The following is a 17,650-nucleotide window of genomic DNA, read 5'->3' on the forward strand; positions in this document are numbered from 1 at the left end:
CGTCTCACCACACAACCTTTATGGGAGTTCTGAGGTTGGTATCAGCGGGCGTAACGCCGGGCAAGCAGGTGATCGATCGACAACTTGCCAGGTCCAGTCGCCATCAAGTACAGCAACACCGCCGCCCAGGTGCCGTGGGTCGGATACGCATCGGGGTACACGAACAGTTGAATGGTCAGGGTCATGCCCAGCAGCGCCAGGGCCGAAAAGCGCGTGGCGAAGCCGATCAGGATCAGTATCGGAAAGAAATGCTCGGCGAAGGCCGCCAGGTGCGCCGCCAGTTCCGGGGAGAGCAACGGCAGGTGATATTCGCTCTGGAATAACGGAATGGTCGAGTCCGCCAGCCTTGGCACACCGAGTTCAAAGGTGCCGTCGATCAAGTCGATGGCCAAGCCTTCCACCTTGGTTTGCCCGGACTTCCAGAACACCGCGGCAATGGAAAAACGCGCGATAAAGGCGATCAGGCTGTGGGGGATTTTTTCCAGCAGCGTGATGGCGCGGGTAATGGGGTTTGTGTTCATGGCGATACCTGGTTGTGGTGTAAATGAGTGATGGCGTTGTGGCTGATCAGCAGCGCCAGGGTTTGGCTGAGATCGAAGGCCGGCGCGTTTTCCAGCGCTTGGCTCAGGGGCTGGCCGAGTCGCAGGCTCTGAATGAAGATTCTGGCGCCGTGGTCGATGGCGAAGACCTCAACCTCCAGTTCGTTACGCAGCACCAGCGCGTTTTGCCCGTGGCCGAGGTCGATCCCGGCCAGCGTCGCGTCCTGTTGATGCGCCGCCCAGATTGCGACCACGGCGAAGGCTGAAGTCAGCAGATTGAGGGAGGGATGAAGCCCAAGCGTCAGCTCGCTCAATGCCTGTGGGTCCGACAGCACGGCGGCGATTTGCTCATGGCCCAAAGGCTGCGCATCAGCGGCGTGATAGGCCTGAACGCGCAAGCGCTCCAGCCGCGCCACATCGGCCAGATAAGGCACGCTGGCTGCCGGTTCAAAATTGTCGATGAACTCGGCGAAGTCCTTGCCGTAGTCGTTGATGAGCGGGCTTTGCGGTGGGCAACTTTGCACATACAACCCTGCCATCGCCCGGAAAAATTCATCACCGACCAACTGCATAACCACCGGATAGCTGTCGGCCAAGGCGTTGATCAGCGAGCTCTGCACATTGTTGCGATACACCGCGAAACGGCTGGCCGGATCGGCACCGTTGGCACTGAACACGCCCTCGGGGCAGGGCCGTTGCGGATCGAGCAGGGCGGCGGAAAAAGCGGCTTGAGTGCTCATGGCCGGCTCCCTGCGCGGTGCAGCAACTCATCGGCATGACGGGCTTCGGCGTGCAACACACTGAAGGCCGGTAACCGGTTGTCGCGTTCGATCAACGTGGCGATCGGGCCGACCCGCTCCAGCACCTGCGAGTACAGCGCCCACACCGCGTTATCGACGGGCGCACCGTGATCGTCGATCAGTAGTCGGTCACCAAGGCTGTCGGTGTCTTCGGCAAACCCCGCCAGATGAATCTCTCCCACCGCGTGCAGCGGCAGGGCGTCGATGTAGGCCAGCGGATCTTTTTGGTGATTGGTGCAGGAAACGTAAACGTTGTTGACGTCCAGCAGCAGGCCGCAGCCGGTGCGGTGAATGACTTCACCGATGAAGTCGGCTTCATCGATTGTCGAGTTCTGGAACGCCAGGTATGTCGCCGGGTTTTCCAGCAGCATCGGGCGTTTGAGGGTGTTCTGTACCTGATCGATGTGCTCGCAGACACGGTTCAGCGTCGGCGCATCGTAGGCCAGGGGCAGCAGGTCATTGAGAAACACCGGGCCATGGCTGGACCAGGCCAGGTGTTCGGAAAAGGAGTGGGGTTGATAGCGCTCGATCAGCGCGGCCAGCCTTTGCAGGTGCTGGCCATCCAGCGGACCTTCGGCACCGATGGACAGGCCAACACCGTGCAGCGACAGCGGATACTGCTCACGGATCAATCCCAGAAAATGATGAAACGGGCCGCCGGCCACCATGTAGTTTTCGGCGTGGACTTCGAAGAAACCGATGTCCGGTTGTGCACCGAGCACTTCACGAAAGTGCTCGGTCTTGAGCCCCAGCCCGGAGCGGGGCGGGAGCCCGGAGAATGAATGGTTCATGGTCGACACTCTGGCTGGGGGACTGATTACGACTTGGCTTTGTAGGCTTCCATCTGGCCGAAACCGGTTGGCGAGGTCTTGCTCATTGTGGTGGCGCAGGTGCCCTTGGGGACGAGCTTCCAGGCGTTGGCCTGGTAGTCGGTTTTGGCGGTGCCAGCGCAAGTGGTACCAGCACCAGCGGCGCAATCGTTATGACCTTTCATGGCCACGCCGAAGCATTTTTCCATGTTGGCGTCAGCGGCATGGGCCGTGGAGACAGCGGCGATGCTCAGGGCAGAACCAAGTGCCAGAACCAGGGCGGTGGCGGACAGGGTGCGGGTGGTAGCAGTCATGATGTTTCTCCGAAATTGAGCTTGGTATGGCAAGCGTTTGTGCTTGCTTACCGCTCTAGAGAAACGACAGGGCGGGGTGTTACAGCTGACTGCAGATTTTTTTCAAAAATCCTCAAAACACCATCAATCCCCTGTGGGAGGGCGCGCGATAGCGTCATGACATTTAGCATTGATGCTGACTGACAACGGATTCGTGCTATCGCGCCGATAAGACAGTCATGCAATGCTGATTTTATTAACGCTAGTGATCTGACCGTTCCAGATCATCTCGTAGTGGGCTGTTTGAATGACTGATGAGACTGGTCTGGGAGTCATCAGCGCCCAGCAGTAGTTGCCATGCATACGCACGGAGTTGTATCGCAGGCCAAGGCCCCCTGCATCCTTGACTGCCTTACCCAAGCGATGTGAGTGCGTGTAGTCGACGGGATCGTAGATAGGATCGTGCATCGGAATGGATACGGCATCCCTCATTGCTTCGTCAACGAAAGTGCAGGATAACCCCCGGAAAACAAACCTCTCGTAATTGAGACTCTGGACATTCGACCAATACTGATTTTGGTGATGCTGTACCTCAGCCAGAGCAGTTTCCATCGAGGCAGCCAAGTACAACACGCCGAAACTGCCATCGCTGAAACGCGAGCCAGTTGGGTTGACGTGGGTGAAAGGGGCTGTCGCATAAGAGCATCCAGGGATGCCAAAGGGAATTTCCGCACGCGGTATCAGCTCAAGCCGACCTACCTCATTTTGCAGCCTCGGATTTGTGAGGGCCTGTATCTGATACAGAACATCAAATTCGTTCGCGTCCGCCACGTCGTCAAACAACGCAATGGGCGGAAACTTTGAATTGATCAACCGGTAGGCCTGCAACTGCTCACCGGCCAATACTGGCAACTGGCTCACCATTACCATTGTGCGCCTCGCAGCACGTCGATCCGCCGAAACGTCTCGTACAAGGAAATCATATCCCCCTGGGACATGATTTCGAGCGGGGTACGCCCGTTGAAGAACTCGTTTTCGTTCGCCATCGTCGGAAAACCATAGACGTTCTCAGGGTTATCAAAGACAAGACGCAGAACGGCATGGATGTTGAGAATAAAACTGATGCGCTGCATCTGGTCTGAATCCAGGTTTACGGACCAATCGGGATCGCGCTGCTTTGCCCGTGAGTACGTACTGCGGGAAATGCGCAGTATACGACAGGCCTGATCGCCCGATGCCTGCCACTTTTCGAGTATGCCTACAGCTGCTCGCAAACCAGTCACGCACTGGTCTTTGGTGAATCCTTGTGCCTGGGAGGTTGCTGTCATGTTGATCACTTCTTGTTTGTCTGTAGATACAAATATATGCAAGATGACTCTATAGATCAATGACGTTTATGAGGCGGGGCTCCTCCGACAGGGCTTCTTCTTTATCATTCAGGTTGTGCTAAAGCTACACAGCCCCATAGGAGCGGCCTTCGGTGAGGTTTGTGCCAGGCACAAAAAAACGGCCCGAAGGCCGTTTTTTGTTTACCGCAAAGGCTTAACCGCCGAGGTACGCTTCGCGTACTTTCGGGTCGGTCAACAGCGCTTCACCGGTCCCGCTCATCACCACCCGGCCGTTTTCCAGCACGTAGGCACGGTCGGCGATTTTCAGGGCCTGGTTGGCGTTCTGCTCCACCAGGAACACCGTCACACCGTCCTTACGCAGTTGTTCGATGATGTCGAAGATCTGCTGGATGATGATCGGTGCCAGGCCCAGCGATGGCTCGTCGAGCAGCAGCAGCTTGGGCTTGCTCATCAGCGCGCGGCCGATGGCGAGCATTTGCTGTTCGCCGCCGGACATGGTGCCGCCGCGTTGGGCAAAGCGTTCTTTCAGGCGTGGGAAAAGTCCCAGAACCTTGTCCATCTGTTCCTGATAATCGCCCTTGTCGGTGAAGAACCCGCCCATGGCGAGGTTTTCTTCCACGGTCAGGCGGGCAAACACCCGACGGCCTTCCGGAACCACGGCGATGCTTTTACGCATGATCTGCGACGAGTCCTGGCCGACGAGCTCTTCGCCCATGTAGCGGATGCTGCCGCTGTGGGCTTGCGGCGAACCGCAGAGGGTCATCAGCAGGGTCGACTTGCCGGCACCGTTGGCGCCGATCAGGGTCACGATCTCGCCCTGGCGGACTTCGACGTTGACGCTGTGCAGCGCCTGGATCTTGCCGTAGAAGGTGGAAACGTTTTCGAACTGCAGCATTTACGCTTCCCCCAGGTAGGCTTTGATCACTTCAGGATTGTCGCGGATCTGCTCCGGCGTGCCGTTGGCCAACGGTGTGCCCTGGTTGATCACGAAGATATGGTCGGAAATGCTCATGACCAGTTTCATGTCGTGTTCGATCAATAGCACCGTCACATTATGCTCTTCACGCAGGGTGCCGATCAGCGCCTTGAGGTCGTCGGTTTCCCGCGGGTTGAGGCCGGCGGCCGGTTCGTCGAGCATGAGGATGCTTGGACGGGTCATCATGCAGCGGGCGATTTCCAGGCGGCGCTGCTGACCATAAGCCAGGGTGCCGGCCGGGCGGTTGGCGAACTCCTTGAGGTTGACCTTTTCCAGCCAGAACTCGGCGTATTCCATCGCCTCGCGTTCGCTGCGGCGAAACGCCGGGGTCTTGAACAGGCCTGCCAGGAAGTTGGTGTTCAGGTGCCGGTGCTGAGCAATCAGCAGGTTTTCCACGGCGGTCATGTCCTTGAACAGCCGCACGTTCTGGAACGTCCGCACCACGCCTTTGCCAGCGATCTTGTGGCCGGGCAGGCCTTCGATCGCTTCACCGTTGAGCTGGATAGTGCCGGCGGTGGGTTTGTAGAACCCGGTCAGGCAGTTGAATACAGTGGTCTTGCCGGCGCCGTTGGGGCCGATCATCGAGACCACTTGTTTCTCTTTGACGCTCAAGGCTACGCCGTTGACCGCCAACAGGCCGCCGAAGCGCATGCTCAGGCCATCTACTTTCAGGATCTCTCTGCTCATTTACGCAGCTCCATGTGAGGACGTTGCATGGGCAGCAGACCTTGAGGACGCCAGATCATCATCAGCACCATCAAGGCGCCGAACATCAACATGCGGTATTCGCTGAAGTCACGCATCAGTTCGGGCAACAGGATCATCACGACAGCCGCGAGAACCACGCCCAACTGCGAGCCCATGCCGCCCAACACCACGATGGCGAGGATGGTGGCCGACTCGATGAAGGTGAACGACTCCGGCGTGACCAGCCCTTGGCGCGCGGCGAAGAAGCTACCGGCGAAACCAGCGAAGCAGGCACCCAGAGTGAAGGCCGACAGCTTGATCACGGTCGGGTTCAGGCCCAGGGCACGGCAGGCGATTTCGTCTTCGCGCAAGGCTTCCCAGGCACGGCCGATCGGCATGCGCAGCAGGCGGTTGATCACGAACAGCGCGAACAGTGCCAGCAACAGCGCCACCAGGTAGAGGAAAACCACCTTGCTGACCGGGTTGTACGTCAGGCCGAAGAACTCGTGGAAGGTCTGCATGCCTTCGGCGGCCGTTCTTTCGAAGGTCAGGCCGAACAGCGACGGTTTGGGAATGTTGCTGATGCCGTTCGGTCCGCCGGTGAGGCCCGTCAGGTTACGCAGGAACAGACGGATGATCTCACCGAAGCCCAGGGTCACGATCGCCAGATAGTCACCGCGCAGGCGCAGCACCGGGAAACCGAGCAGGAAGCCGAAAGTGGCCGCCATCAGCCCGGCAATCGGCAGGCAGATCCAGAAGCTCAGGCCGTAGTAGTGCGACAACAGCGCATAGCTGTAGGCGCCCACGGCGTAGAAGCCGACGTAACCGAGGTCGAGCAGGCCGGCCAGACCGACCACGATGTTCAGGCCCAGGCCGAGCAGCACGTAGATCAGGATCAGCGTGGCGATGTCCACCGCACCGCGTGAACCGAAGAACGGCCACACCAGTGCCGCGACGATCAACGCCATGATGATCCAGCGCTGGGTGGTCGGCAGGGTCAGGAAGTGGCTCGCGCTGGCCGGGATCAGTTTGCCCTTGGGCACGGAGCTCATGGCCGCCGAGTATTCGCGGTCGAACAGCACACGCAGGAACATCAGCACCGAGCAGGTGGCGATGATGATCAGCGTGGAGGTGCTGGCGCCTTCCACTTCGAGGTTGATCCCGGCGATGGACAGTTTCAGGCCGAGTACCGGATAGGCCACGGCCCATACCAGCAGGGCGCTGAACAGCGCCTGTTTAAGATTCCTAGTCATACTTTCTCAACCTCCGGACGACCCAGCAGGCCGGTTGGCCGGAATAACAGCACCAGGACCAGAAGGCCGAAAGCCACCACGTCCTTGTACTGGTCACCGAATATATCGGCGCCGAATGCTTCGGCTACCCCCAGCACCAGACCACCGAGCATGGCGCCCGGAATGCTGCCGATGCCACCCAGCACCGCCGCGGTAAAGGCTTTGAGACCTACCAGGAATCCGGCGTTAGGGTTGATCACGCCGTACTGCATGCTCAGCAGTACTGCCGCCACGGCCGCCAGGGCGGCACCGATGACGAAGGTCAGGGCGATGATGTTGTTGGTGTTGATGCCCAGCAGGTTGGCCATCTTGATGTCTTCGGCACAGGCCCGACAGGCGCGTCCCAGACGTGAACGCGAGATGAACTGGGTGAGACAGAGCATCACCACCAGGGTCACCACGAACACCAGGATCTGCATGTAGGAGATCAGCACTTCCTGTGCGCCGCCTGGACCGAAGCTGAAGCTGCCCGGAATCAGGTTGGGGATCGATTTGTCCTTGGAGTCCTGCGAGAGCAGTACGGAGTTCTGCAGGAAGATCGACATGCCGATGGCGGAGATCAGCGGGATCAGACGGTTACTGCCCCGCAGAGGGCGGTAGGCGATCCGTTCGATACTGTAGCCGTAGGCACTGGTCACTACGATGGTCGCCAGGAAAGCGGCGGTCATCAACAACGGCAGAGAATGGATACCCAGCATGGCCAGTCCGGCAAGGACGATGAAGGCCACGTAGGAACCGATCATGTAGACCTCGCCATGGGCGAAGTTAATCATTCCAATAATGCCGTAAACCATTGTGTAGCCAATGGCTATAAGGGCATAGGTGCTGCCAATGGTCATCCCATTAACCAGCTGTTGGAAGAAGTGATAGATCTCAGGCATTACAGCGCTCCTAAAAACCTGATACGCATTTCACTGGTGGAGTCATGTTCCGGCCCGGGCTGTGTGGTCTGTGGCCACCTTCGCACGAGCGTTTGCCAGCGAACCGCTGGTGACGGTTTTAAGATTTTCAGGTAAGCCAACTCCCGGATCGCGGGACTCTGACTCATTAATCTCGTAAAACAAAGCCCACTGCTTGCGCAGTGGGCTTTATTAATCATGGCGCTAGCTTACTGAGGGGAAACTTCGGTTTTTGGTTTGCCGAAGTGCCACTCATAGACCACGAATTTGAAGTCTTTCAGGTCGCCCTTGCTGTCGAACGACAGATCACCGGTCGGGGTCTTGAAGGTGCCTTTGTGAATGGCTTCAGCCACCTTGGCGGTGTCTTCGCTCTTGGCAGCCTTGATACCTTCGGCAATCACTTCGACAGCCGAGTAGGCCGGGAACACGAACGGACCGCTTGGGTCCTGCTTCTTGTCGGCAAAGGCTTGTACCAGGGCTTTGTTAGCTGGGTCCTGGTCGAAGGATTTCGGCAGGGTGACCAACAGGCCTTCGGAAGCATTCTGGGCAATTTGCGAGATGGAGTCGTTGCCGACGCCTTCAGGCCCCATGAACTTGGCTTTCAGGCCTTTTTCCTGGGACTGACGCAGGATCAGGCCCAGCTCCGGGTGGTAGCCGCCGTAGTAGACGAAGTCGACGTTGGCTTGCTTGAGCTTCTGGATGATCGAGGAGAAGTCCTTGTCACCGGCGTTGAGGCCTTCGAACACGGCAACCTTGACGCCTTTCTTCTCAAGGGTCTGTTTCACGGCGGTGGCGATGCCTTCACCGTATTGCTGTTTGTCGTGCAGCACGGCAACGATTTTCGGTTTTACGTGATCGGCAATGTAGTTACCGGCGGCAGGGCCCTGGGCGCTGTCCAGGCCGATGGTGCGGAACACCAGCTTGTAACCACGGGTAGTGATGTCCGGGTTGGTGGCGGCCGGGGTGATCATGATCACGCCTTCGTCTTCGTAGATGTCCGAAGCTGGCTGGGTGGAGCTGGAGCACAGGTGGCCGACCACGAATTTCACACCATCGTTGACCACTTTGTTGGCGACGGCCACGGCTTGTTTAGGGTCGCACGCGTCGTCGTATTCCTTGGCTTCGAGCATCTTGCCGTCGACGCCGCCCTTCGCGTTGATCTGCTCGATGGCCATCTTGGCGCCGATGAACTGCATGTCGCCGTATTGAGTGACCGGGCCGGTTTTAGGGCCGGCGATGCCGATCTTGATGGTGTCGGCGGCGAACGAATGGCTGGCAACCCCGGCCAGAACCATAGCGGCAAACAGTTTTGAAATCTGCTTAGTAGCCTTAGTCATAGTGCTCCACTCTTACTGTTGTAGTTTTTATAGTCCTGGCGCCGTAGCAGCAGAACCGGGTCAGATATCGTCGATATCCTCCGGAAAATGCCCCCGGCAACTGTACCGGTACAGTGTAGAGCGCCGATTGTTAGCCTGGGAAGCTGGCGCCAGGGGGCAAAACCTGAGGGTGTCGCTTTGTTGAAAGAAAAAGACAGAATCGCGGCAGGATGTTAGCTGGCTAATACTTGAAGCAGCAGCATTCCCTGGCTTTCCCGGGTTTTTCAATCGGTAACGCAATTGCATCCGGGTTTTTCTGGCGCAACACCGACGTTATCATTCACATCGATTTCTTTTGCGGACAGGAACCCATGACTCAAGAACCTAGCACCCTCTATGCCAAGCTGCTTGGTGAAACCGCATCTATTACCTGGAAAGAGTTGGAGCCGTTCTTCGCCAAGGGTGCCCTATTGTGGGTCGACCCAGGCCTGGATTTGATTGCTGCGGCGGAGGCGGTGGCGACCGATGAAGGCGAGAAAGTCGCTGCCTGGCTGGCCGCCGACAAGGTTGCCAAGCTGTCTGAAACGCGGGCGCTGGATCTTTTCGAGCGTGATCCGGAGCTGTGGGCCGTGGTTGTTTCGCCGTGGATTATGATCCAGGAAAGGGCGAAGGCTTGAATGCTTGCACCGATTTGGTGCTTGGTTTTGTCGGGCAAAAGTGTGTAGCCGAGTAGCGTGATGGCACGTTGCCGTGGAGAAAGGCCACAGAAAGGCCGGTATAACGGTGACGTAAACGTAACGGGAACAGTTTATTGAGCAGCCGATGGGCTGCTTAATTGTTTCTGGGTGTTGTGATCGTTCCCACGCTCTGCGTGGGAATGCAGCCCGGGACGCTCTGCGTCCAAAAGCGGACGCGGAGCGTCCATTGAGGCGTTCCCACGCGGAGCGTGGAAACGATCATCACAAGGCTGCGATCGTTAAAGGCTCGACCTCAATAAGCCGTCTTGCCCGTATGGTTATTCAGCGAAATAACCTTGGTCTTGCCAATCCGGTGACGGTAGATCTCGCGCAGGTACTTGATCGCCTTCTTCACGCAATCGCGCGACAAACGAATGTCATTGATCGAGACGAACTTGTCCTTGTCGTTGATCAGCTCGCGGTACTTCTTCTCGTACATCGGTTTGATCGCGTACCAGTTGGTGTCGAGGATCTTCGCCGGGTTTTCGAATTCGTTGAGCAGGTCGTCGATCCGGTCTTCGTCGAAGTCTTCATGGATGATGAAGTCCAGGATCGAGTTATCCAGCGTTTCGTCGAAGCGATACGGATTTTTTGCGAAGCAACGCTTGATGAACGCCACGATCAGCGTCAGGAAGTCGTCCGACAGGCACGGGCTCTTGGCGATCAGGGTGGTCAGCGACAGGTTGGCCGAGGCGCCGATCACCAGTGCATAACGCTTGAGCGTGGTGTTGGGGAACAGGCTGTTGAGGTGAGTCTTCAACCGGTTCAGGTCCATGTAGGACAGTTTGTAGTCTTTAGGCAGGGACACGATCGACACCACCGACGAGCAGTTCTTGAAGAAGTGCAGGTCGTGCAAGGCGGCCGCGTCATAGCCCGAATTCTTGTACTGCTCGAGCGAGGCGCGGTAGCGCTTGGACTCGATTGGCAACAGGCTGATGCCTTCAATCGCCTGAGTGACTTTGTTGAAGTGCGGCAGGTCGATGGAACGGAAGAACAGATCGTCGATGTTCAAGCGCTGCGGCTCTTTGTCGAACACCTTGAATTTGTCACTGCTCGGTGGCGGGGTTTCCGGCACCACGGACTCGGCGTAGGCAATTGCCACCGGGCCGGCCAGGCTCATGAACAGATCGTTGGCGTCCAGGCGAATGGTTTCGCCGATGTCGATGCCTGCGCGACGGAAATAGTTCTGGTCGTAGTCGGTGGTGACCGCCTGCGCCGTCAGAATGTTGAAGATCTGCTGTGAGATGTACTGGTTGGCGTGCTTTTCCATCGCGTTGACGTCGATGTTCTGGATGTTGCCGTCATCGCTTTCTTCGGCATAACGCATGATGTCGTTGGAGATCAGCATCATCGCGTTCCATGGACGGATACGGCCCATGACGCTGGCTTCGCTGCTGTCTTCGTTGGCGAAGTTGTAGGAGAAGTCCCACTCTTCCGACAGGTATTTGCACAGCAGGCGACCGGCGTTGATGTGCAGCGCTTCGGACATTTCACTGCGGTGATCGGAAATGTTCGGCAGTACGCAGATGCCGCTGGTGAAGATCGGCTCGAAGACGAAGGAATGGCCGCTCTTGCCGTCGTGTTCGTCCATCGGCTTGGTATCGAACGTCTTGTTCATGTACGAGTGCTGCTGGGCCAGGCCGAATTCCGAGGCCATGCCCGAACCGGTACCGCCACCGGCACTGAAGATCGAGAAGTACAGGCGCGACTGGTTGGCCTTGATCCCGCAGCTGTCGATCAGGTACGAGTGAATCATCTTCCAGTCGGGGCTGGAGAAGCGCTGGGTGTCCTTGTTCAGGATGATCTTGGCCAGGTACTGGCCGAGGATCGGCGCGTTACCGGCGCCACCGGCGTGGACTTCCGACAAGTCCATGATTTTCATTTTGCTGTAGTCGCGCAAAAAGCCGCTTTTTTCGCCCTTGCGCGAGAAACGGATGCGACCGGCGATGTCCTTGTCCAGGTCGCCGAGCATCACCAGCGGTTCCACCAGGAATACCGGTTTGGTGGCCTTGTTCGGCCCCAGGCGCAGGTTGTTGCGAATCCACTGCGCCGGGCTGTAGCCCTTTTCGGCGTAGCGTTTATCCGGCGACGGACGGTCTTCGTTGTTGAATTCGTTGAGGTAGAACTTGCGGGCGTTGTACACCAGCTCCGCCACGTCCAGCGCGATGTTCGAACCGCAGCGGCCCAGGCCGATCAGGCACACCGAGGGGAATTCCTGGTCGTTGTGCTGTTCGTTGTCGCCTTCCAGATGGGGCGGGCGCGGGAACACCAGGTCGCGCAGGCCGTCGAGGTTGTCGAGGATGCGGTCGGTATTGGTTTCGGTGAAGTACAGGTATTGCTGAGTCGACAGCGGACGCGACGGGGGCAATGGCTTCGACGATGAGGGGCTGTTCGCCGCGGGGCTCAGGGTCAGGTCGGATACCGCGGTGGCCGGATTGTTTTTAGAAGTCATTGTGCGCCATATACCTGGACTGGTCGGCTCGTCGACAAGTGTCATCGAGTCATCACGGAATGGGATCTCGCGTCTTTTTTTAGCGCGAATGTGGCCCAAGCGTCAGGGCCTTGGCCTGAACATCGCTCGGGGGAATCCTTTCCTTAACCATGATGAATCGGCCAATATTCGATGATCTTTAATCAAGGGGAGGCTAAATGATGGCAACGTTGCCTGCGCTGGGGTTCGCCGGAATCGGCCTCATGGGTTTGCCGATGTGCCGACGCCTGTTGGCGGCCGGTTACCCGCTGACGGTGTGGAACCGCAACCCGGCCAAGTGTGCAGCGCTGGTCGAGGCTGGTGCGCGGCACGTGGCGACACCGGCCGAGCTGTGTCAGCACGCCGACGTGGTGATGTTGTGCCTGGCCGATACCGCGGTGGTTCGTGAGGTGGTGTTTGGCGCGGCTGGCGTTGCCGAGGGGGCGAAAAGCGGCCAGTTGCTGGTGGATTTTTCCAGCCTGGAGCCCACCGCAACGCGGGAAATGGCCACAGCACTGGCCAATAAAACCGGGATGGGTTGGCTCGATGCGCCAGTGTCCGGCGGGGTGGTCGGCGCCGAGGCCGGCAGCCTGGCGATCATGGTTGGTGGCGAGGCGGCAGACCTGGCGCGCGTGCGGCCGGTGTTGCTGACCCTTGGCCAGCGCGTGACCCACATGGGCGCGGTCGGCGCGGGGCAGGTGACCAAGGCCTGCAATCAGATGATCGTCGCCTGCAATGCCTTGGTCATTGCTGAAGTGGTGGCCCTGGCCGAGCGCTCCGGGGTCGATGCCAGCCTGATTGCCGAGGCGCTGGCCGGTGGTTTCGCCGATTCAAAACCGTTGCAGATTCTCGCGCCGCAAATGGCCGAAAGCCGTTTCGAGCCCGTGAAATGGCACGTACGCACGCTGCTCAAGGATCTCGACACCGCCGTGAAGTTTTCCCGCGAACAGGGTTCGGCCACGCCGATCAGCGGATTGGCCGCACAACTGATGCGCCTCCATGGGGGGCAGGGGTTCCTGGAAAAGGATCCCTCGACGTTGGTGCAGTTGTATCGTGAGCCAGACTCAACGGATTGACGGCACGCGTGTGCTGGTTGATTTCGGCCAGTACCGGCCGCAACTCAGCCAGCGGCACCGGATGGCTAAGCAGGTAGCCCTGGACGAAATCGCAGCCGTGGCGTTGGAGAAAGTCGTATTGCTCGAGGGTCTCGACGCCTTCGGTGACGACCTGCAAATGCAGGGTGTGGGCCATGACGATAATGGCCTGGACGATTTCCATGTCCTGGGTGGCCTTGGGGATGTCCTGAATGAACGAGCGGTCGATCTTCAGCGTGTTTAATGGCAGGCGCCTGAGGTAGGCCAGGGATGAATAGCCGGTGCCGAAGTCGTCGATCGACAACGAAACGCCAAGGGCGCGAATCTGCCGCAGCAACACCAGGGTGTTGGAAATATTTCCCATCAGCGCATTCTCGGTCACCTCCAGCTCCAGTCGCTGGGGCGTCACCCCGTAGATGCGCAGGGCGTGTTCGATTTCATCGGCCAGTTCTTCTCGCGCCAGGTTCAGGGGCGAGCAATTCACTGCGATCTTGAGGTCTTCGCAATCGTGGCGGGACAGTTCGCCCAGGTCTGCGCAGGCCTTGCGCAATACCCAGTTGTCCAGTTCGGCGATCAGGCCGTTGGCCTCGGCGATGGCGATGAACCGGTCCGGCGTCAGCAATCCGTGAACCGGGTGTTGCCAGCGGACCAGCGCTTCCAGTTTGGTGACTCGGCCGATTCTCAGGTCATAGATTGGCTGGTAATGCAGCATCAACCCGGAGTCTTCGCGCAGGGCGTGACGCAGTTCTTCTTCGAGTTGCAACTCCAGGGTGGCGCGGGCTTTCAGGTTGGAACTGAAAAAGTGCAACCCGTTACGACCGCTGCCCTTGGACTGATACAGCGCCAGGTCGGCGTTCTTCAGCAGTTCTTCGCAGGTCTTGCCGTCTTCCGGAAACAGGCTGATGCCGATGCTGGTGGTCATGACCATGCGCCGTCCGGACAACTCGATGGGGTCCTTCATTTTCAGCATGATGCGCTGGGCCATATGCCGCGCTTCTTCACGGTCGTACAGGTTGATGAGGAGGCAGAATTCGTCGCCTCCGAAACGCGCCACCACGTCTTCGTGGCTGCGCACTGAGGCCTTGATGTGGCTGGCGAGGACTTTGAGCAGTTCGTCGCCAGCGTCATGGCCAAGGCTGTCGTTGATTCGCTTGAAGTGGTCGATGTCGAGGAATATCACCGCGAGCATGCCGCCTTCGTTGGTTTTTTCGATGAGTTTTTCGGCGAAGAGCTGGTTGAAGCCCCGGCGGTTGAGCAGGTTGGTCAAGGGGTCGTAATGCGCCACCTGTTGCAGCGACATGCGTGCCTGATCCAGTTGACCGAGCAGGGCGTTGACCCGCTGCAGGTCGGACTCCTTATGTTGCAGCTTCTTGTCCGCCAGTGCGGCACTGATGCTGCTGCCGATGATCAACAGCGCCATCACTGCCACTGTCAGCCCCAGTTGCAGGTGATTGTTGTCACCGGGCAGCGGTTGAAGGCTGTCGTCGGGCAGCACCAGGTTGAGCGATGCCATGCCGGTGAAGTGCATGCTGACAATGCCGGCCCCGAGCACCAGGCTGGCGGTGTATTTGAGCAGTAGATGATACGCACCGGTGTCATCGCGCAAGTGACTGGAAATCAACAGGGCAGCCAGGCTGGCACCGATGGCGATCACCACGGAGAGCACGAACAGGGCGGGTTGATAATAGACCAGCGCATTCGATCGCAGTGCGGCCATGCCCACGTAGTGCATGGTCGCGATGCCCAGGCCGATCCACACCGCTGCCCGCAGGTATTGCCAGAAATTCAGTTGGGGATGGCTCAGGGTGTACATGGCCAGCCACGAGGCGGTCAGGGCGAACAACAGCGAGATCAGGGTAGTGGGCAGGTGGTAATGGATTTCGATCGGCACCTGGAACGCCAGCATGCTGATGAAGTGCATGGACCAGATACCGCCCGCCAGACACCCGGCGCCGACCCAGCGCCAGAGTCGTTGAGAGGCGGACTTTTCCACATGACCCACCCGCTCGGTCATGTCCAGCGTGGCGAAACCGGCCGTGCAGGCGACCAGATAGGCCAGCAACACCAGAAACGGGTTATGGGTGCAATTGAGTATGACCTGCCCGCTTTCCGGCAGCCCGCTCATGAAATGCAAACCAAGCCACTCCATAGCATGTCCCGTCTGTGAGTCATCTTGGCCTGCGTCATGCGCGCTGGCGAATGCTGGCAGTATAGAGGGCTTACACGGAGCGCAAGGGATGATAGCGCAATGATGTCAAATATTTTTCGAATGGCTTGATTGCGGTCGCTGCCAAGCCTTAGGCGATCTGCTCAAAAGGCGTTTCGAATTCAGGTTGCAGGGCGGGCAGCCCGAACGCGGCCCGTGCCGCATCGCAATCCACGTTCGCCTCGCCATTGGCCCAAGAGGCGTCGAACTCCCGACAAGTGCTGGAGCGCTGATCGTAAATCGAGCACTGCACGGTGCTGCCCACTTCACCCACCAGACCGACACAGCGAACAGGTTTGCAGTCTGTGCCCAGCATGGCCACCCGGCTGGGGCTGATGGACGTGACCAGTTCGTCAGGCACCGTGCCCCCGGCCGAGGTGCATTCACCCCAGAAAAAAGACACGCGGAAATGAGAACAGCAGGCACCGCAATTCAGACACGGACTGGCTTCGGACATGGGCAATGATCAAAGGAGGAATGGGAACGGGGTGGGCAGACAAGGCCGCTATTCTAGGCTTCGCCATGCCGTTGGGAAGGGGGGCGCAGAGGTATTTTTCCAGCCTGCGACTGATGGTGAAAAACCTGGCTTCCTGACAGCACTGATCCCACAGGTTATGTGTGGCGCCATGGGCTGATATCAGCCTTGCGAATAATGACAGACAGCCCTGACGGGCCTGACTAGATTGGAGGTTCCGGGGACAGTGACGGCCCCAACAACAATAAAAAGAGACGGACCCATGCAGAACTCGACCCAAGCGGCGAATGCCTGGCGCATTCTGTTCCTGTTGTTCCTGGCCAACCTGTTCAACTTCTTCGATCGCACCATTCCGGCGATCATCATCGAGCCGATCCGCATGGAGTGGCACCTCAGCGACTTTCAGCTGGGGATCATCGGGACTGCATTCACCATCGTTTACGCCATTGCCGGCCTGCCTCTGGGGCGATTGGCCGATACTGGCTCGCGCAGCAAACTGATGGGCTGGGGCCTGGCGGCATGGAGCGGGCTGACCGCGGTCAACGGGTTGGTGGGCAGTTTCTGGAGTTTCCTGATCGTGCGGATGGGCATCGGCATCGGTGAAGCCAGTTACGCGCCGGCTGCCAACTCGCTGATCGGCGACTTGTTCCCGGCGCATCGTCGGGCGCGGGCCATGGGCATTTTCATGCTCGGCTTGCCGCTGGGCCTGCTGCTGGCGTTCTTCACCATTGGTGCGATGGTGAAGGCGTTCGACAGCTGGCGTGCGCCGTTCTTTATCGCGGCGGTGCCGGGGTTGATCCTGGCGGTCTTCATGTTCTTCATCAAAGAGCCGAAACGTGGCGCGGCGGAAAGCGTGCAGGTTTCACAGGAGCGTGTGGATCGGCCGATCCGTCGAGTGCTGGCGGTGCCGACTTTTCTGTGGCTGGTGATGGCGGGGCTTTGTTTCAACTTCGCCACCTATGCCTGCAACTCGTTTCTGGTGCCGATGCTGCAGCGTTATTTTCTGATGCCGTTACAGGACGCGGCGGTGGCGACCGGAGTGATCGTCGGAGTGACCGGGTTGTTCGGCCTGACATTAGGCGGATGGATTGCCGACAAGATTCACCAGCGGGTGGCCAACGGGCGACTGCTGTTCGCCGCGTTCAGCCTGATCATTTCGACGTTGTGCACGGCTTGGGCGCTGCATGCCGGGCGGATCGAGATCGGGGTATTTGTCGCGGTGTTCAGCCTGGGGTGGTTATTCGCCTACAACTTCTACACCTGCGTGTACACGGCGATTCAGGACGTGGTCGAACCACGCCTGCGGGCGACGGCGATGGCGTTGTTCTTTGCCGGGTTGTATCTGTTGGGCGGTGGTTTGGGGCCGGTGGTGGTGGGCGGTCTGTCCGATCACTTCGCCCATACCGCGATGCTCTCGGCGGGTGCCGAGCAGATGACCGAGGCATTCAAGGCTGTCGGCCTGCATGACGCGATGTACCTGATCCCGGTGGCGCTGTTTTTCACCATGGTGTTTCTGTTTTTGGCATCGCGGTGTTTTGTGCGGGATGCGAAGCGGATGAAGGAAGGGCTGGTGGCAGTGGTTGAGCCAAAGGGTGCTGCGGTCACGGCCTGAGGATTGATCGTTCCCACGCTCTGCGTGGGAATGATCGGCGGGCGGGACAAGGCAAACAAAAAGGCCCGCATCGCTGCGGGCCTTTTCATTTTTGGC

The 17,650-nt window shown here is 58.8% G+C and carries 17 protein-coding genes; 3 read left to right on the top strand and 14 right to left on the bottom strand.

Annotated elements, in window-relative coordinates; genetic code table 11:
• Window positions 1-41: 41 nt before the first annotated feature.
• The 11 genes from AC1DQM_RS17520 to AC1DQM_RS17570 all read right to left on the bottom strand — a co-directional run bounded on the left by AC1DQM_RS17520 (window position 42) and on the right by AC1DQM_RS17570 (window position 8,981).
• Window positions 42-521 (bottom strand): DoxX family protein, encoded by a 480-nt coding sequence (locus AC1DQM_RS17520; protein WP_018926902.1) that lies wholly within the window; start codon window positions 519-521, stop codon window positions 42-44.
• Window positions 518-1,279, bottom strand: coding sequence for an HvfC/BufC N-terminal domain-containing protein (locus AC1DQM_RS17525; protein WP_018926901.1), 762 nt, complete (start codon window positions 1,277-1,279; stop codon window positions 518-520). The genes AC1DQM_RS17520 and AC1DQM_RS17525 overlap by 4 nt, the downstream gene beginning before the upstream one ends.
• Window positions 1,276-2,130, bottom strand: a complete 855-nt coding sequence (gene bufB / locus AC1DQM_RS17530; protein WP_258612610.1) for an MNIO family bufferin maturase — start codon at window positions 2,128-2,130, stop codon at window positions 1,276-1,278. Before bufB ends, AC1DQM_RS17525 begins: the two co-directional genes overlap by 4 nt.
• Before the next feature lie 26 nt (window positions 2,131-2,156).
• Entirely contained in the window at window positions 2,157-2,462 is a 306-nt protein-coding gene (locus AC1DQM_RS17535; protein ID WP_018926899.1) for a BufA1 family periplasmic bufferin-type metallophore, read from the bottom strand.
• Window positions 2,463-2,678: 216 nt separating this feature from the next.
• Window positions 2,679-3,371: an RES family NAD+ phosphorylase gene (locus AC1DQM_RS17540; RefSeq protein ID WP_026345678.1), complete on the bottom strand. Its 693-nt coding sequence runs from the start codon at window positions 3,369-3,371 to the stop codon at window positions 2,679-2,681.
• Window positions 3,365-3,769: an antitoxin Xre-like helix-turn-helix domain-containing protein gene (locus tag AC1DQM_RS17545; protein ID WP_018926897.1), complete on the bottom strand. Its 405-nt coding sequence runs from the start codon at window positions 3,767-3,769 to the stop codon at window positions 3,365-3,367. Before AC1DQM_RS17545 ends, AC1DQM_RS17540 begins: the two co-directional genes overlap by 7 nt.
• A 214-nt stretch (window positions 3,770-3,983) precedes the next feature.
• Window positions 3,984-4,685: an ABC transporter ATP-binding protein gene (locus tag AC1DQM_RS17550; protein ID WP_018926896.1), complete on the bottom strand. Its 702-nt coding sequence runs from the start codon at window positions 4,683-4,685 to the stop codon at window positions 3,984-3,986.
• On the bottom strand, window positions 4,686-5,453 hold the full coding sequence (livG, locus tag AC1DQM_RS17555) for a high-affinity branched-chain amino acid ABC transporter ATP-binding protein LivG (protein ID WP_018926895.1): 768 nt from the start codon (window positions 5,451-5,453) through the stop codon (window positions 4,686-4,688).
• Window positions 5,450-6,706 (bottom strand): high-affinity branched-chain amino acid ABC transporter permease LivM, encoded by a 1,257-nt coding sequence (locus tag AC1DQM_RS17560; RefSeq protein ID WP_019647894.1) that lies wholly within the window; start codon window positions 6,704-6,706, stop codon window positions 5,450-5,452. The genes livG and AC1DQM_RS17560 overlap by 4 nt, the downstream gene beginning before the upstream one ends.
• Window positions 6,703-7,626 (bottom strand): high-affinity branched-chain amino acid ABC transporter permease LivH, encoded by a 924-nt coding sequence (gene livH / locus AC1DQM_RS17565; protein ID WP_018926893.1) that lies wholly within the window; start codon window positions 7,624-7,626, stop codon window positions 6,703-6,705. The genes AC1DQM_RS17560 and livH overlap by 4 nt, the downstream gene beginning before the upstream one ends.
• 227 nt (window positions 7,627-7,853) lie before the next feature.
• A complete protein-coding gene (locus AC1DQM_RS17570; protein WP_019580926.1) occupies window positions 7,854-8,981 on the bottom strand; it encodes a branched-chain amino acid ABC transporter substrate-binding protein in 1,128 nt (375 codons plus the stop codon).
• Between the two features lie 350 nt (window positions 8,982-9,331).
• Between AC1DQM_RS17570 and AC1DQM_RS17575 the strand changes: the two genes are divergently transcribed.
• A complete protein-coding gene (locus AC1DQM_RS17575; protein WP_026286481.1) occupies window positions 9,332-9,637 on the top strand; it encodes a DUF2288 domain-containing protein in 306 nt (101 codons plus the stop codon).
• Between the two features lie 313 nt (window positions 9,638-9,950).
• Here the strand turns inward: AC1DQM_RS17575 and AC1DQM_RS17580 are convergent, their stop codons facing one another.
• Complete coding sequence (locus AC1DQM_RS17580; RefSeq protein WP_018926890.1) at window positions 9,951-12,149, bottom strand: hypothetical protein; 2,199 nt, start codon at window positions 12,147-12,149, stop codon at window positions 9,951-9,953.
• A 197-nt stretch (window positions 12,150-12,346) separates the two neighbouring features.
• Between AC1DQM_RS17580 and AC1DQM_RS17585 the strand changes: the two genes are divergently transcribed.
• Window positions 12,347-13,243, top strand: a complete 897-nt coding sequence (locus AC1DQM_RS17585; protein ID WP_477746585.1) for an NAD(P)-dependent oxidoreductase — start codon at window positions 12,347-12,349, stop codon at window positions 13,241-13,243.
• On the opposite strand, the gene AC1DQM_RS17590 is transcribed toward AC1DQM_RS17585, so the two are convergent.
• A complete protein-coding gene (locus tag AC1DQM_RS17590; protein ID WP_477746586.1) occupies window positions 13,134-15,410 on the bottom strand; it encodes a putative bifunctional diguanylate cyclase/phosphodiesterase in 2,277 nt (758 codons plus the stop codon). The two genes, AC1DQM_RS17585 and AC1DQM_RS17590, sit on opposite strands and share 110 nt — an antisense overlap.
• A 148-nt stretch (window positions 15,411-15,558) precedes the next feature.
• Complete coding sequence (locus AC1DQM_RS17595) at window positions 15,559-15,924, bottom strand: YkgJ family cysteine cluster protein (protein WP_018926887.1); 366 nt, start codon at window positions 15,922-15,924, stop codon at window positions 15,559-15,561.
• A 262-nt stretch (window positions 15,925-16,186) separates the two neighbouring features.
• On the opposite strand from AC1DQM_RS17595, the gene AC1DQM_RS17600 reads away from it, so the two are divergent.
• Window positions 16,187-17,554: a spinster family MFS transporter gene (locus AC1DQM_RS17600; RefSeq protein WP_256580779.1), complete on the top strand. Its 1,368-nt coding sequence runs from the start codon at window positions 16,187-16,189 to the stop codon at window positions 17,552-17,554.
• Window positions 17,555-17,650: the final 96 nt, after the last annotated feature.

This window comes from Pseudomonas sp. 01L34 (assembly GCF_056400265.1).

Excerpts from the sequence above, each read along its gene's own strand:
- AC1DQM_RS17520 (WP_018926902.1), bottom strand. The coding sequence starts at position 521 with ATGAACACAAACCCCATTACCCGCGCCATCACGCTGCTGGAAAAAATC.
- AC1DQM_RS17525 (WP_018926901.1), bottom strand. The coding sequence starts at position 1,279 with ATGAGCACTCAAGCCGCTTTTTCCGCCGCCCTGCTCGATCCGCAACGG.
- bufB (WP_258612610.1), bottom strand. The coding sequence starts at position 2,130 with ATGAACCATTCATTCTCCGGGCTCCCGCCCCGCTCCGGGCTGGGGCTC.
- AC1DQM_RS17535 (WP_018926899.1), bottom strand. The coding sequence starts at position 2,462 with ATGACTGCTACCACCCGCACCCTGTCCGCCACCGCCCTGGTTCTGGCA.
- AC1DQM_RS17540 (WP_026345678.1), bottom strand. The coding sequence starts at position 3,371 with ATGGTAATGGTGAGCCAGTTGCCAGTATTGGCCGGTGAGCAGTTGCAG.
- AC1DQM_RS17545 (WP_018926897.1), bottom strand. The coding sequence starts at position 3,769 with ATGACAGCAACCTCCCAGGCACAAGGATTCACCAAAGACCAGTGCGTG.
- AC1DQM_RS17550 (WP_018926896.1), bottom strand. The coding sequence starts at position 4,685 with ATGCTGCAGTTCGAAAACGTTTCCACCTTCTACGGCAAGATCCAGGCG.
- livG (WP_018926895.1), bottom strand. The coding sequence starts at position 5,453 with ATGAGCAGAGAGATCCTGAAAGTAGATGGCCTGAGCATGCGCTTCGGC.
- AC1DQM_RS17560 (WP_019647894.1), bottom strand. The coding sequence starts at position 6,706 with ATGACTAGGAATCTTAAACAGGCGCTGTTCAGCGCCCTGCTGGTATGG.
- livH (WP_018926893.1), bottom strand. The coding sequence starts at position 7,626 with ATGCCTGAGATCTATCACTTCTTCCAACAGCTGGTTAATGGGATGACC.
- AC1DQM_RS17570 (WP_019580926.1), bottom strand. The coding sequence starts at position 8,981 with ATGACTAAGGCTACTAAGCAGATTTCAAAACTGTTTGCCGCTATGGTT.
- AC1DQM_RS17575 (WP_026286481.1), top strand. The coding sequence starts at position 9,332 with ATGACTCAAGAACCTAGCACCCTCTATGCCAAGCTGCTTGGTGAAACC.
- AC1DQM_RS17580 (WP_018926890.1), bottom strand. The coding sequence starts at position 12,149 with ATGACTTCTAAAAACAATCCGGCCACCGCGGTATCCGACCTGACCCTG.
- AC1DQM_RS17585 (WP_477746585.1), top strand. The coding sequence starts at position 12,347 with ATGATGGCAACGTTGCCTGCGCTGGGGTTCGCCGGAATCGGCCTCATG.
- AC1DQM_RS17590 (WP_477746586.1), bottom strand. The coding sequence starts at position 15,410 with ATGGAGTGGCTTGGTTTGCATTTCATGAGCGGGCTGCCGGAAAGCGGG.
- AC1DQM_RS17595 (WP_018926887.1), bottom strand. The coding sequence starts at position 15,924 with ATGTCCGAAGCCAGTCCGTGTCTGAATTGCGGTGCCTGCTGTTCTCAT.